This is a genomic window from Mycobacterium sp. (assembly GCF_052145595.1).
Lineage (GTDB): Bacteria > Actinomycetota > Actinomycetes > Mycobacteriales > Mycobacteriaceae > Mycobacterium.
Window position 1 is genome coordinate 16,147 of the sequence record NZ_JBKQOI010000229.1, and the last position, 13,077, is coordinate 29,223.

General features: G+C 67.3%; 11 protein-coding genes and 1 pseudogene. 8 read left to right on the plus strand and 4 right to left on the minus strand.

Translation table 11 applies throughout. The features are described from left to right. The first annotated feature begins 6 nt into the window (after positions 1-6). The 5 genes from ACLP4W_RS20470 to ACLP4W_RS20490 are packed head-to-tail and all read left to right on the plus strand — an operon-like array spanning position 7 to position 5,018. Entirely contained in the window at positions 7-948 is a 942-nt protein-coding gene (locus ACLP4W_RS20470; RefSeq protein ID WP_442389056.1) for an SAM-dependent methyltransferase, read from the plus strand. After that, positions 948-1,466: a GNAT family N-acetyltransferase gene (locus tag ACLP4W_RS20475; protein WP_442389058.1), complete on the plus strand. Its 519-nt coding sequence runs from the start codon at positions 948-950 to the stop codon at positions 1,464-1,466. The genes ACLP4W_RS20470 and ACLP4W_RS20475 overlap by 1 nt, the downstream gene beginning before the upstream one ends. After that, positions 1,463-2,560 (plus strand): LLM class flavin-dependent oxidoreductase, encoded by a 1,098-nt coding sequence (locus ACLP4W_RS20480; protein WP_442389060.1) that lies wholly within the window; start codon positions 1,463-1,465, stop codon positions 2,558-2,560. The genes ACLP4W_RS20475 and ACLP4W_RS20480 overlap by 4 nt, the downstream gene beginning before the upstream one ends. Continuing rightward, the gene (locus ACLP4W_RS20485; protein ID WP_442389062.1) at positions 2,557-3,678 is read left to right on the plus strand and encodes an LLM class flavin-dependent oxidoreductase; all 1,122 of its coding nucleotides are present in this window, start codon (positions 2,557-2,559) and stop codon (positions 3,676-3,678) included. Before ACLP4W_RS20480 ends, ACLP4W_RS20485 begins: the two co-directional genes overlap by 4 nt. Next, positions 3,675-5,018, plus strand: a complete 1,344-nt coding sequence (locus tag ACLP4W_RS20490; RefSeq protein ID WP_442389064.1) for an NtaA/DmoA family FMN-dependent monooxygenase — start codon at positions 3,675-3,677, stop codon at positions 5,016-5,018. Before ACLP4W_RS20485 ends, ACLP4W_RS20490 begins: the two co-directional genes overlap by 4 nt. A 148-nt stretch (positions 5,019-5,166) precedes the next feature. On the opposite strand, the gene ACLP4W_RS20495 is transcribed toward ACLP4W_RS20490, so the two are convergent. Continuing rightward, complete coding sequence (locus tag ACLP4W_RS20495; protein WP_442389066.1) at positions 5,167-5,943, minus strand: MBL fold metallo-hydrolase; 777 nt, start codon at positions 5,941-5,943, stop codon at positions 5,167-5,169. Positions 5,944-5,972: 29 nt separating this feature from the next. On the opposite strand from ACLP4W_RS20495, the gene fgd reads away from it, so the two are divergent. The 3 genes and pseudogenes from fgd (at position 5,973) to ACLP4W_RS20510 (ending at position 10,261) form a co-directional block, all read left to right on the plus strand. Beyond that, positions 5,973-6,983, plus strand: coding sequence for a glucose-6-phosphate dehydrogenase (coenzyme-F420) (gene fgd, locus ACLP4W_RS20500; RefSeq protein WP_442389068.1), 1,011 nt, complete (start codon positions 5,973-5,975; stop codon positions 6,981-6,983). A gap of 10 nt (positions 6,984-6,993) precedes the next feature. After that, a complete protein-coding gene (gene pta, locus ACLP4W_RS20505; protein WP_442389070.1) occupies positions 6,994-9,069 on the plus strand; it encodes a phosphate acetyltransferase in 2,076 nt (691 codons plus the stop codon). Then, positions 9,059-10,261, plus strand: a pseudogene (locus tag ACLP4W_RS20510) (acetate kinase). Before pta ends, ACLP4W_RS20510 begins: the two are co-directional and overlap by 11 nt. Here the strand turns inward: ACLP4W_RS20510 and ACLP4W_RS20515 are convergent. The 3 genes from ACLP4W_RS20515 to ACLP4W_RS20525 form a co-directional block, all read right to left on the minus strand. Beyond that, entirely contained in the window at positions 10,256-11,458 is a 1,203-nt protein-coding gene (locus ACLP4W_RS20515; RefSeq protein WP_442389072.1) for a DUF1501 domain-containing protein, read from the minus strand. The pseudogene ACLP4W_RS20510 and the gene ACLP4W_RS20515 sit on opposite strands and share 6 nt — an antisense overlap. A gap of 22 nt (positions 11,459-11,480) precedes the next feature. After that, on the minus strand, positions 11,481-12,797 hold the full coding sequence (locus ACLP4W_RS20520; RefSeq protein ID WP_442389074.1) for a DUF1800 domain-containing protein: 1,317 nt from the start codon (positions 12,795-12,797) through the stop codon (positions 11,481-11,483). Between the two features lie 41 nt (positions 12,798-12,838). After that, on the minus strand, positions 12,839-13,077 hold a 239-nt coding region (locus ACLP4W_RS20525; RefSeq protein WP_442389076.1), incomplete at its 5' end, for a tetratricopeptide repeat protein.

A 13,077-nucleotide genomic window follows, 5' to 3' on the forward strand; every position in this document is an offset into this window, starting at 1 on the left:
CCAACAATGGCACGCGCAGACGGCGACAGCTGGGGTCCGGGTACCGGCCTCGGATTGGTCGCGACGTTCGGCGCGGTCGCGAGGGCGGTGGCCACCAACAAAGGCCTGATGAACGATTCGTTCGCCGAGCCGTTGGTCCGCGCCGTAGGGGTGGAGTACTTCAGCCGGCTGGTCACCGACGAGCGGTTCGCGGCCGATGACGGCAAAGACCCGCTCATGGCTGGAGTCATCGATCTCCTCGCGGCGCACACCCGATTCTTGGACGAGTTTCTCGCCTTTGCGGGCCGGGAGGGCGTTCGCCAAGTGGTGATCCTCGCGTCCGGTCTGGACACTCGGCCGTATCGGCTGTGGTGGCCGCGCGGGACAACGGTGTATGAGATCGATCGGCCCGAAGTGCTCGATTTCAAGTCCGAGGTGCTGCGCGGGCTGGGTGCCAAGCCGACCGCGAACCGTCGCGCGATTGGCATCGACCTTCGTCAGGATTGGCTGGCGGCGCTGCGGCGGGTCGGTTTCGACGCCGATCAACCCACGGTGTGGATCGCCGAGCAACTCCTCGTCGGGTACCTGCCGCCCGCCGGACAGAATCGGTTGTTGCAAGATGTCACGTCGGTAAGCGCCGCCGGCAGCCGGTTCGCGGCCGACCACATGCCCACCTGGACCCCAATGCAGCTGGAGGCGGGGCGGGCGTTTGTCAACGGCTGGCGACAACACGGGCTGGACGTCGACCTGGCCAGCCTGACCTACTCGGGTGAATATCGTTATGTCCCCGAGTATCTGGCGGCCCACGGCTGGGAGACGGTCGAGCGCAACGTGGTTGAGTTGCTCACCGCGATGGGGCAGGCCGAACTGTGGCGTGGCGGCCCCGACGACTTGGCGGTCACCCCGGGATATGTCACCGCGAAGCGGGTCCGGAATGCTTCCGGGCGACAAGCGTTAGACGATAGGTGATGCCTCAATCGAGCCAGTCAGCCCCAGGTCGCCAGCTCCAATTCGTGTCGGCGACCCATGATGACCCGCTGGCCCAGCCGTTACTGGAAGAGCTGGCCGTCGAGTATGCGGAGCGATACGGCGGCACGCCGAGCGTGCATTTGGCCTGGTTGCCGGTGCCGGCGGCCGAGTTGGCGCCGCCGGACGGCGGCTTGCTGATCGGCGTACTGGGCGACGTGCCGGTCACCGGCGGTGCGTTTCGGCGATATGACGCCGACACCGCCGAGCTCAAGCGGATCTGGACGGACCGCGCGCATCGTCGCCGCGGCTACGCGAGGTCGCTGCTGGCAGCGCTGGAGGCGGAGACCGCCGCGCGCGGTTACCGGCGGCTGTACCTGATCACCGGCAATCGCCAACCCGAGGCCGAGGCGTTGTATGACGCGACCGGGTACACCCGCGTGGCGGCCGACCCGCTACCGTCCTGGGGGCCGTTTCGCCCGATCGCGTTCGAGAAGATCCTCGACCAGAGCCTCGCATGACCGGTCAGCTGCATCTGGGTGTCGCGCTGGACGGGTACGGCTGGCATCCGCGGGCATGGCGCGCCACGCTGGCGTCGGACCCCGGCACCCCGTCGGTGCTCAGCGGTCGCTACTGGGCCGGGCTTGCCGCGACCGCCGAGCGTGGGCTGCTCGACTTCCTCACCATCGACGACACTTTGATGCCGCAGCCCGGACGCCGCGAGCGGATCGATCCACGACGGCTGGCCGGCCGCGCCGATGCCGTGCTTGTCGCGGCCCGCATCGCGCCCGCGACGCGGCACATCGGGCTGATCCCGGTGGCCACGGTCACCCACACCGAGCCGTTTCACGTCTCCAAATCCATTGCCACCCTTGACTATGTGTCGCATGGCCGGGCGGGCTGGCAGGCACGGGTCAGCGTGACCACGCACGAGGCGGCGCTATTCGGCCGCCGAGACGGATCCCAGATCCCGTTATTTGACGAGGCAGTGGAGTACGTCGACGTGGTGCGCCGGTTGTGGGACAGCTGGGAGGACGACGCGATCATCCGCGACGTCACCACCGGGCGCTACGTCGACCGGGACAAACTGCACTACATCGACTTCACCGGAAAGTACTTCTCCGTCAAGGGGCCGTCGATCACGCCGCGCCCGCCGCAGGGCCAGCCGGTGGTGGCCGCGCTCGCGCATGCCGGTCCGGTCTATGATTTCGCCGCCGCCGGCGCCGACGTCGTCTTCATCACCCCCACCGACGGCGCCGCGGTGCGAAGCATCCTCGACGAGGTGCACGCGGCGGGCGGCGCCGAGCTGAAAGTGTTCGCCGACATCGTGGTGTCTTTTGGCGGTGACGGCGACTTTCGCTCCGATGCGCTCGTCTTCGCAGGCAGTGCAACGGAATTGGTGGACATGCTGTTGGAATGGCAGCGAATCGGCATCGACGGTGCGCGGCTGCGGCCGGCCGTCAACGCCACCGATCTCCCGGTGATCGCCGACGAGGTGGTGCCGTTTCTGCAGCGAGCCGGGCGGTTCCGCACCGGCTACCGGCACGGTGAAACGCTGCGGGCACGGCTCGGCCTGCCGGTGGCCCCGAACCGCTACGCGGCGGTGAGCCGATGAATACGGTTCCGCTGTCGATCCTGGACCTCGCGCCGATCAGCGCAGGCAGCGACGTGGCGACGGCGTTGCGCAACACCATCGAGCTCGCCCAGCACGCCGAGCGGTGGGGTTATCGCCGGTTCTGGATCGCCGAGCACCACTTCGTCGGTGTCGCCAGCTCGTCGCCGGCCGTACTGATCGGCCAAATCGCCGCCGCCACCAACAAGATCCGGGTGGGCTCCGCCGCAGTGCAGCTCAGTCACACGACGGCCGCCGCGGTGGTTGAGAGCTTCGGCATGCTGGAAGCCTTTTATCCGGGCCGCATCGACTTGGGTGTTGGCCGGGGGCAACGGCGCGACACCGGGTTCAAGCCGAAGCAGCCGTCGACCAAGACGCGTCCGCCGCGGCAGCGGCGCGAGGTCGACGGCGTGGTGATTCCGCTGCCGTTCGATCTGCGTGGGCTTCTCGACAAGGAGCGCGTGCAGGCGACCATGGGGATTCTGCAGCAGCCCGAGGCGGTGGCGCCCGACTTCGCCGAGCAGCTCGGCGACATCATCGCGATGCTGGACGGTTCTTACGGAGTCGAGGGTTTTGACGTGCACGCGGTGCCGGGCGAGGGATCCGGACTGACACCGTGGATCTTTGGGAGCACCAGGGGGCAGAGCGCCAGGATGGCCGGTGCGCGCGGGCTGCCGTTCGTTGCGAGCTATCACATCACTCCGGCAACCGCCCTGGAGGCCATCGACGCATACCGTGACACGTTCGTCCCGTCGGGCACGCTGCAGCGGCCCTACGTCGTGGTCTCTGCCGACATCGTCGTTGCCGACGACAGCGCCACCGCAAGGCATCTGGCCACCGGCTACGGGCAATGGGTGTATTCCATCCGAACCGGCGTCGGCGCCATGCCCTACCCGGATCCCGACGATTGCCCGCCGCTCACCGATGAACAGCTGCCCGTCGTCAAAGACAGGCTGGAAACGCAATTCGTCGGTGACCCCGACGAGGTCGCCGAGCGGCTATCCCGGTTGCAACGCCTCACCGGCGCCGACGAACTCGTCATCACCTCGGTCACCCACCGGCAGGCCGACCGGCTGCGGTCTCACGAACTGATCGCCAAACGGTGGGGCCTGGCCGAATGAATTTGCGAGAGGGCGAGCACCGCAAGCCGATTCACCTTGCCGCGCACTTCCCCGGCGTCAACAACACCACGGTGTGGACCGACCCCAGCGCGGGCAGCCAGATCGAGTTCGACTCGTTCGTGCACCTCGCCCGCACCACCGAGCGCGGATTGTTCGACTTCTTTTTCCTGGCCGAAGGACTGCGACTGCGGGAGCATCGCGGCCGGATCTACGACCTCGACGTGGTGGGCCGTCCGGATACCTTCACCGTGCTTGCCGCGTTGGCGGGCGTCACCGACCGGATCGGTCTGACCGGAACCATCAACACCACTTTCAACGAACCATTCGAGGTGGCAAGGCAATTCGCGACACTCGATCATCTCTCAGGCGGCCGTGCCGGCTGGAACATTGTCACGTCGTCGGATGCCTTCACCGGCGCCAACTTCCGGCGCGGCGGCTTTCTTGACCACGCCGACCGGTACTCGCGGGCCGAGGAGTTCCTCACCGTGGCCCGCCAATTCTGGGATAGCTGGGAAGCCGATTCCGTGCTGGCCGACGTCGACGGCGGGGTCTATGTCGATCCCGACAGAATTCGAAGCGTCCGGCACCGCGGCCCGCAGTTCGACGTCCGCGGTTTCGCGACGCTGCCCGCCGGCCCGCAAGGCCATCCGGTGCTGCTGCAGGCCGGCGACTCCGCCGACGGCCGTGCGTTCGGCGCGCGCAACGCCGACGCCTTGTTCACCGTGCATTCGTCGCTGGAAGACGGTCAGCGCTACTACGCCGACGTCAAGGGCCGGGCGACGTCCTACGGTCGAGACCCAAACCAGCTCAAGGTTTTTCCGGCGGCGACGTTCGTCATCGGTGACACCGATTCCGAGGCGCAGGACAGGGCGCGGCACATCCGCTACCAGCAGGTCAGCGGCGCGACCGCGATCGCGATGCTCGAACAGGTGTGGGGCCGCGACCTGTCGGGCTACGACCCCGGCGGGCCGCTGCCCGATATCGAGCCGACCAGCGACAGCGGCATCACGCAGGGGCGGGTACGGCACGTCGATCCGGTGGCGGTGGCGCGCCGCTATCGCGGACGCGCTCAGGCCGAGAACCTTTCGATTCGCGAACTGGTTATCGCCGTCACCGGCCGTCAACAGTTCGTCGGCACGCCGAAGCGGATCGCAGACGAGATCGACCAATACATCCAGGCCGACGCCTGTGATGGGTTCATTTTGGTGCCGCATCTGACGCCGCACGGCCTGGACGAGTTCGTCGACCGGGTGGTGCCGCTCCTGCAGGAGCGCGGTGCCTTTCGCACCGCGTACGCCGGTGAGACATTACGCGAGCACCTGGGGCTCACGGGTCAGTGAGTTCGGGGTAACCGTCACAACGAGCCTCTCCATCGGCGTCGCCGGTGGCAACCAAGGTCCGCTGGACGTCCGTTTTCGATATCGCATGTGATAGCGCATTTGCGGTCCCGTTGTGGAGACTTTGCCGGGACTGCTGTGGCTGGTGTGGCTATGGATGCTGCGGCTGGTCTCGAGGCCCGCCGTTGGCCAGCGAGATCGCCTGATCGGTGGCCTCGCGGATCGGGCCGCGCCACACATCGCCGTGCCCGGGCAGCAGCACGTCGGTGTTCAGCAGCGCCAGCGCGTTCAGGCTGCGCAGACAGTCGGGTTGACTGTGGCTGAAGACCGCCGGCAGCAGTTGTGGCCCGCGATGACGCAGCAGCGGGTGGCCGGTGATCAGCGCGTCGCCGCTGGCCAGCGCGCCGTCGACGACATACGAGCAGTGCCCGCCGGTGTGCCCGGGGGTGGCGACGGCCATCGGGTGGCCCGGCAGCCCGGCGGCCACCTCGGCGGTCAGCGGCCGGGCGGTCGGGATGCCGTCGCGGATCAGGCCGCCGTTGCGCACAACATGGACGCCCCAGACGGCCCATCGCGGTCGCCAGATGCGCAGTGCGACATCGAAAACCGAGACCTGTTCCAGGTACTCCCGCTTGGCGTGCCCCACTTCGTCGGCATGGCAATACACCTCGGTGCCGTGTTCGCGCGCGAACCAGATCGCCGAGCCCAGGTGGTCGATGTGTGCGTGCGTCAGCAGGATGGCGCGGACGTCGCCGGCGTTGTAGCCCAGGTTGCGCAGCGAGGCCAGCACGTCCTCCCGGTCCCCGGGATAGCCGGCGTCGATCAACATGACGCCAGTGTCGTCGGTGACCAGCGTCCAGTTAACGGCGTGGCCCTCGGCGAGGTGCACGGTGTCGGTGACCTGAACAAGAGTTGGCGCCCGTCCCATGCCCGCGAGTGTAGGAGTAGAAAGAACGGGTGGCTGAACTGAAACTCGGATACAAAGCGTCCGCTGAACAATTCGCACCGCGCGAGCTCGTCGAGCTGGCCGTCGCCGCCGAAGGTCACGGCATGGACAGCGCAACCGTCAGCGACCACTTCCAGCCGTGGCGGCACAAGGGTGGGCATGCTCCGTTCTCGCTGGCGTGGATGACGGCGGTCGGCGAACGCACCAACCGGATCACGCTGGGCACGTCGGTGCTCACCCCCACCTTCCGGTACAACCCGGCCGTCATCGCGCAGGCCTTCGCCACCATGGCCTGCCTGTATCCGAACCGCGTCTTCCTCGGCGTGGGCACCGGTGAGGCGCTGAACGAGATCGCCACCGGGTACCAGGGCGACTGGCCGGAGTTCAAGGAGCGGTTCGCCCGGCTGCGCGAATCGGTGTGGTTGATGCGGGAGCTGTGGCGCGGCGACCGCGTTGACTTCGACGGCGAGTACTACCGGCTCAAGGGCGCCTCGATCTACGACGTGCCGGAGGGCGGGGTTCCGATCTACGTCGCCGCCGGCGGCCCGGCGGTGGCGAAATATGCCGGACGGGCCGGTGATGGCTTCATCTGCACCTCCGGCAAGGGCGAGGAGCTGTACAAGGACAAGTTGATTCCCGCGGTGCTGGAAGGCGCCGCGGCCGCCGACCGCAATGTCGACGACATCGACAAGATGATCGAGATCAAGATCTCCTACGATCCCGACCCGGAGCTCGCCCTGGAGAACACCCGGTTCTGGGCACCGCTTTCGCTGACCGCCGAGCAGAAGCACAGCATCGACGATCCGATCGAAATGGAAAAGGCCGCGGACGCGCTGCCGATCGAGCAGGTCGCCAAGCGCTGGATCGTGGCGTCGGACCCCGACGAGGCCGTCGAAAAGGTCGGTCAGTACGTCACGTGGGGCCTCAACCACCTGGTGTTCCACGCGCCCGGCCATGATCAACGCCGGTTTCTGGAGCTCTTCGAGAAGGACCTGGCGCCCCGGCTGCGGCGGCTCGGCTGAAAGGCGGGCCGTGGCTCGCGCTGAGATTTACATCGCTGCGCCCGAACCGGCGTCCGGCAAGTCGACGATCGCGTTGGGGATCCTGCATCGATTAACCGCTACGGTCGCCAAAGTCGGTGTGTTCCGGCCGATCACCCGGCTCGGTGAGGACCGTGACTATATCTTGGAGCTGCTGCTGGCGCACACGACCGCGGGCCTGCCCTACGAGCAGTGCGTCGGCGTCACCTACCAACAGCTGCACGCCGACGGCGACGCCGCCATCGCCAGCATCGTCAGTGCCTATCACGCGATGGCCGAGGCGTGCGATTCGGTGTTGATCGTCGGCAGCGACTACACCGACGTCACCAGCCCCGCCGAGCTCTCGGTCAACGCCCGGATCGCGGTCAACCTCGGCGCGCCGGTGCTGCTGGCGGTGAGTGGCAAGGGTCGCACCGCCGATCAGGTCGCCAGCGTGGTCGCGGTCTGTTTGGCCGAACTGGCAACCCAGCGGGCACACACCGCGGCGGTGGTGGCCAACCGGTGCGAGCCGGCTGAGCTGGGCGCCGTCGCCGAGGCTTTGCGCACGTTCGCCCCGCGCAGTTATGTGCTGCCCGAAGAGCCGCTGCTGGCGGCGCCGACGGTGGCCGAACTACAGAAGGCCGTGAACGGGACGCCGGTCAGCGGCGACGCCCAGCTGACCGAACGCGAGGTCACGGGCGTGCTGGTCGCGGGGATGACCGCCGACCATGTGCTGGAGCGGCTGACTGACGGTGTGGCGGTCATTACCCCCGGCGACCGCTCGGATGTGCTGCTTGCCGTCGCCAGCGCCCATGCGGCCCAGGGATTTCCGTCGCTGTCATGCATCATCCTCAATGGTGGGTTCGAACTACATCCATCGATCGCGGCCCTGGTCTCCGGTCTGCGGCTGCGGCTACCTGTCATCGCCACCACGCTGGGCACCTACGACGCGGCCAGCGCGGCCGCCTCGGCACGCGGCCGGGTCACCGCGACCTCGCAGCGCAAGATCGACACCGCACTTGAACTCATGGACCGCTACGTCGATGTGGCGGATCTGTTAGCGCAGCTTGCGATCCCGATCCCGACAGTTACCACACCGCAGATGTTCACGTATCGACTGCAGGAGCGGGCTCGTTCGGATCGCAAGCACATCGTTCTTCCCGAAGGTGACGACGACCGCATCCTCAAATCCGCCAGCCGCCTGCTAAAGCGTGGTGTCGCCGACCTGACCATCCTGGGTGACGAAGCCCAAATCCGCTTGCGTTCGGCCGAACTCGGAGTCGACCTGGACGGGGCGAAGGTGATCGACCCGCACGGCAGACAATTGCGCCATCAGTTCGCTGACCAGTACGCAGAGCTGCGCAAGGCAAAGGGAGTCACCATCGAGCAGGCGCGTGAGATCATGCACGAAGTCTCGTATTTCGGCACCATGATGGTGTACAACGGCATGGTCGACGGCATGGTGTCCGGAGCCGCCCATACCACGGGGCATACGGTTCGTCCGGCGTTAGAGATCATCAGGACCGTCCCGGATGTCTCCACGGTTTCCAGCATTTTCCTGATGTGCCTGCCCGATCGGGTGCTGGCGTATGGGGACTGCGCGATCGTGCCGAACCCGACGCCGGAACAGCTCGCCGATATCGCGATCTCCTCGGCGCGCACCGCGGCACAGTTCGGCATCGAGCCGCGAGTGGCCATGCTGTCCTACTCGACCGGCGACTCCGGCGCCGGCGCGGACGTCGACAAGGTCAGGGCGGCAACGGAGTTGGTGCGGCGTCGCGATCCGCAGCTGCTGGTCGAGGGTCCCATCCAGTACGACGCCGCGATAGAACCGTCGGTCGCGGCCACCAAGGTGGGCGATTCGCCGGTGGCCGGTCGTGCGACGGTGCTCATCTTCCCCGACCTCAACACCGGCAACAACACCTACAAGGCGGTGCAGCGCAGCGCCGGGGCGATCGCGATCGGCCCGGTGCTGCAAGGGTTGCGCAAGCCGGTGAACGATCTGTCCCGGGGTGCGCTGGTCGAAGACATCGTCAACACGGTTGCCATCACCGCGATCCAGGCACAGGGCATCCGCGATGGCCACTAGCGCGGCCCGCCTCGTTTTGGTGATCAACTCCGGCTCGTCATCCCTGAAATTCCAGTTGGTCGAAGCGCATTCCGGCACAGCACCTGCGGCGGGCATCGTGGAGCGAATCTCCGAGCAGTCCTCGTCGGCCCGGTTGGATGCCGGGGAACATCATCTTCAGCGCGGCGACGCCGTCGCCGACCACGACGCGGCGTTGCGTCTGGCGTTCGACCTGTTGGCCCAGGCGGGCATCGACCTGGACACCTGCGGACTGACGGCGGTCGGTCACCGGGTGGTGCACGGCGGCAAGACGTTCTACCGGCCCACCCTTGTCGATGACGGGGTGATCGCGAAGCTGGAGGAGCTCTCACCGCTGGCGCCGCTGCACAATCCGCCCGCAATCAAGGGGATTGAGGTCGCACGAAAGCTGTTGCCCGATGTTCCGCACGTCGCGGTGTTCGACACGGCGTTCTTCCACGACCTGCCCGCGCCGGCAGCGACCTATGCCATCGACCGCGGGCTGGCCGAGAAGTGGCGGATCCGCCGCTACGGGTTTCACGGCACTTCACACCACTACGTCAGCGAGCGGGCGGCGGAGAGTTTGGGCAGACCGGTCGGTGAGCTGAATCAGATTGTGCTGCATTTGGGTAACGGCGCATCGGCGTCGGCGATCGCACAAGGCCGGCCCGTCGACACCTCGATGGGGCTGACTCCGCTCGAGGGTTTGGTGATGGGTACCCGCAGCGGCGACGTCGATCCCGGCATCTTCAGTTACCTGTCCCGCGCTGCGAAAATGAGCGTCGAGGAGATCGAAGCGATGCTCAACCAGCGGTCCGGGGTGTTGGGCCTGGCCGGTGAACGTGACTTTCGGCGGTTGCGGACCCTGATCGAATCGGGTGACGGCGCAGCCGAATTGGCCTACAACGTGTTCATTCACCGATTACGTAAGTACATTGGTGCCTACCTGGCGGTGTTGGGACACACCGACGTCGTCAGCTTCACGGCCGGAATCGGCGAGAACGATGCGGAGGTGCGCCGGGACGCTTTGGCCGGCCTGGAGGGGCTGGGCATCGTGCTCGACCAGAGCCGCAACCTCGGCGGGGGTAAGGGCGCGCGGCAGATCTAGGCCGACGACTCGCCGATCGCCGTGCTGGTGGTCCCGACCAACGAAGAACTGGCCATCGCCCGCGACTGCGTCAGCGTGTGTCTATAGGAAGCCAAGGCTGCTTCGGCCGGCCCCGACCGACGGCGTGGGATCGGCCCCCACGGTTCGCGACAGCAGCTCGCTGTAGACATCGCGAAAGTCAGTGGTGAACTTGAGGTCTCCGTTGTCGAGGTTGGTAAGGCTCGGTTCCTCGCCGTAAAAGCCGCCTTTAACGGGTCCGCCCGGTGCGCCCGCGACGAAAACCGGACCGGCGGTGCCGTGATCGGTGCCCTGCGAAGCGTTGGCGCGCACCCTGCGCCCGAACTCCGAATACGCCATCAGGACGACGTTTTTGCCGTGGGGGTCGCCGGCCATCTCCTGCAGGAACCCGGTGACGGCCGCGTCGAAGGTTTGCAGCAGGCGCTGCTGGGTTTCGCGCTCGTCGGCGTGGGTATCGAAGCCGCCCAATTGCACCGTGTAAACCCGCGTCGGGACGCGCGCCTTCACGGCGCCGGCCACCATGCTCAGCTGTGTAGCAAGCGAATTGCGCTCCTTGGCAATGGGTTTGACCGGCGCGAAGGTCTTGTTGGTGGTTTGCGCAGCGCGATAGGACTTGCGCACCGCGGCCATCGCCGGGGTGTCGTCGGAGTCGTCCGTGCCGAGCGCGCCCATGATCGTGTCGAACCTGTCCGCTTGCTCGGCGGGCACTTGAGCTGTCGAAAGCGCGGCCGCCGTGTACTTTTCGCCGACGGCCAGTGACGGCAGGACGGGGCCGATGTTGACCGCTCGCAACGGGTCGTCGCCGGTGGCGTCGAGCCAGCGGCCGATCCAGCCGGTCGAGACGGGTTCGGCCGGCGATGCCGTCTGCCATATGTCCATGGACCGGAAGTGGCTGTGGTCGGGCTGCGGATACCCCACGCCGCGCACGATGGCGAGTTGCCGCTGGCTCCACAGTTGGGCCAGGCCCTTCATCGCCGGGTTGAGCCCGAGCTGCTCGTCGAGGTGTAATACGTCGCCCGGAGCGTAGGAGAGTTCCGGCCGCGCGTCGTGATAAGCGTTGTCGGCGTAGGGGATCAGGGTATTGATCCCGTCGTTGCCGCCGTAGAGCGTGACGATTACCAGAACGCCGGCGCCCTCGGCGAGCGGCCGGTCCTGGGCCGCGCGCATCAGGTCGGGCCAACTCACCGCTAACGCTCCGGACAGCAGGCCGGCCGCACCGACGCCTGCGCTGGCGATCAGAAATCTGCGGCGATTGATCTCGGGCATCGTTGATCTCGCTACATCTCGCTCAGGAGGTCAGGTATTCGGGAGTGTTGACGGCGGCGGCGACCAGCTGCGGCGGCCTGCGCACCAGGGGCTGCAGCGCATCGGCGGTCCGGTCCGACCAAGCCCCGACGCCGATCAGATAGCCGACCGCGTCGATGCGATCGCCGGGGGCGGCGCTTTCGACGCCGGACAGGTCGCCGATCTGCGCCAGCCGACTCGCGGCGCGCAGCCGGGCGTCGGCGCTGGCGGTGGACAACCACACCTGGCCGTGCGGCCAACCGCCCACGCTCGGTGGGTAGAACGGTCGCTGACCCAACCCCAGCAAGGTGGCGTCGGCGAGCTTGCGCTGCGCGGGGTTGCCGATGGGCACTCGCAGCGCCCGCAGCACGCCGACAAGCCATTCGATCGGGGTGTTGACGACCGCGGCCCGGCTGCCGGTGAACTCGTTGTCGGTCAGGATCGCCCGGGTCAGCGCCCGCAGGTTGCGTCCCGGGCCGTAGGCGGAGACCAGCCGGTCGAGCGCCTGCGTTGACGGCGGCTCGTCGGAGGCCAGTTGCTGCCACAGGCGTCCCGCGACGTACTGCGCCGACTTCGGTTGAGCCAGCACGGCATCGCAGAACCCGGCGCCGTCGAAGTTGCGGCTGACCCCGAACAGCGTCTTGGTCCCTGCGTCATGACGTTTGGGGATCACCGAGGGTTGGCCTTGGGCCCCGATCACCCATCCCGTCAGCGCCCGGGCGCCGGCACGCACGTCGTCCTCTGTGTAGCCGTTGCCGTGACCCAGGGCGAACAACTCCATGAATTCACGGGCCAGGTTTTCGTTGGGGGCCTTGGCGGTATTGCTCTGCCCGTCCAGCCAGCGCAACATCGCGACGTCGGTCAGCATCGCGTAGGCCAGGGCGCGAAAATCACCCAGTGACAGGGTGCGCAGCTTCTGATTCTGCGCGGCCATGAACGCCGCCACCCGGACCTTCTGCGCGGAGGTGGCGAAGTGGTTGTGCCACAGAAGGGTCAACTTCTCGTGGATCGGCTGGCCGACGCTGACCATGCGGCTCAGCCACCAGTCGGACAGCACGCGCTGTTGCTCGGACAGTTGACGGCCGAACTCTTTGCGTGCCGCTACCGTCGCGCCTTTGCCGGGGGCGCGCGGCGGCTCAAGCCTGGGAATCGGAGTGGCGACGGCACCCGGGTCCGCGTCGGGGTCCGCGCCCAGCATGGCGTCGACGTAGCTCGGCCAGTCCCGGGTGACGGCCGCGTCGACCTCGGGCCCGGTCACGCCGAAACCGGCCCGGCGCAGCACGCGGGCCGTGGTGATCCACTGCGTGGACTGCCCCGGCATGACTCAACTGTGCCCGAGCTTCCTTGCGATTTTCTTGCGGACTAGAACGTGCTGGTGGGCCGCACCTTGTTCGCCATATCCACCAGCGTGTAGCGGTGCCGTTGGGTTGGCGCAACCCGGGCCAGGCTGCGCAGGGACGCCTCGACGCCCAGCCGCAGCCCGTGTTCGGTGAACGGGAAACCGAGGATGTGGTTGGTGCTTGCCTCGTTGTCCTCGAGCCAGTCCATCGCGCCGCCCAGTACCAGGGCGCGGATCTGTAGCACGCGTGGTTCGGTGGGCG

What these genes read in the sequence shown, in the direction of transcription:
- ACLP4W_RS20470 (WP_442389056.1), top strand. Translation starts at nt 7, where the DNA reads ATGGCACGCGCAGACGGCGACAGCTGGGGTCCGGGTACCGGCCTCGGA.
- ACLP4W_RS20475 (WP_442389058.1), top strand. Translation starts at nt 948, where the DNA reads ATGCCTCAATCGAGCCAGTCAGCCCCAGGTCGCCAGCTCCAATTCGTG.
- ACLP4W_RS20480 (WP_442389060.1), top strand. Translation starts at nt 1,463, where the DNA reads ATGACCGGTCAGCTGCATCTGGGTGTCGCGCTGGACGGGTACGGCTGG.
- ACLP4W_RS20485 (WP_442389062.1), top strand. Translation starts at nt 2,557, where the DNA reads ATGAATACGGTTCCGCTGTCGATCCTGGACCTCGCGCCGATCAGCGCA.
- ACLP4W_RS20490 (WP_442389064.1), top strand. Translation starts at nt 3,675, where the DNA reads ATGAATTTGCGAGAGGGCGAGCACCGCAAGCCGATTCACCTTGCCGCG.
- ACLP4W_RS20495 (WP_442389066.1), bottom strand. Translation starts at nt 5,943, where the DNA reads ATGGGACGGGCGCCAACTCTTGTTCAGGTCACCGACACCGTGCACCTC.
- ACLP4W_RS20515 (WP_442389072.1), bottom strand. Translation starts at nt 11,458, where the DNA reads ATGCCCGAGATCAATCGCCGCAGATTTCTGATCGCCAGCGCAGGCGTC.
- ACLP4W_RS20520 (WP_442389074.1), bottom strand. Translation starts at nt 12,797, where the DNA reads ATGCCGGGGCAGTCCACGCAGTGGATCACCACGGCCCGCGTGCTGCGC.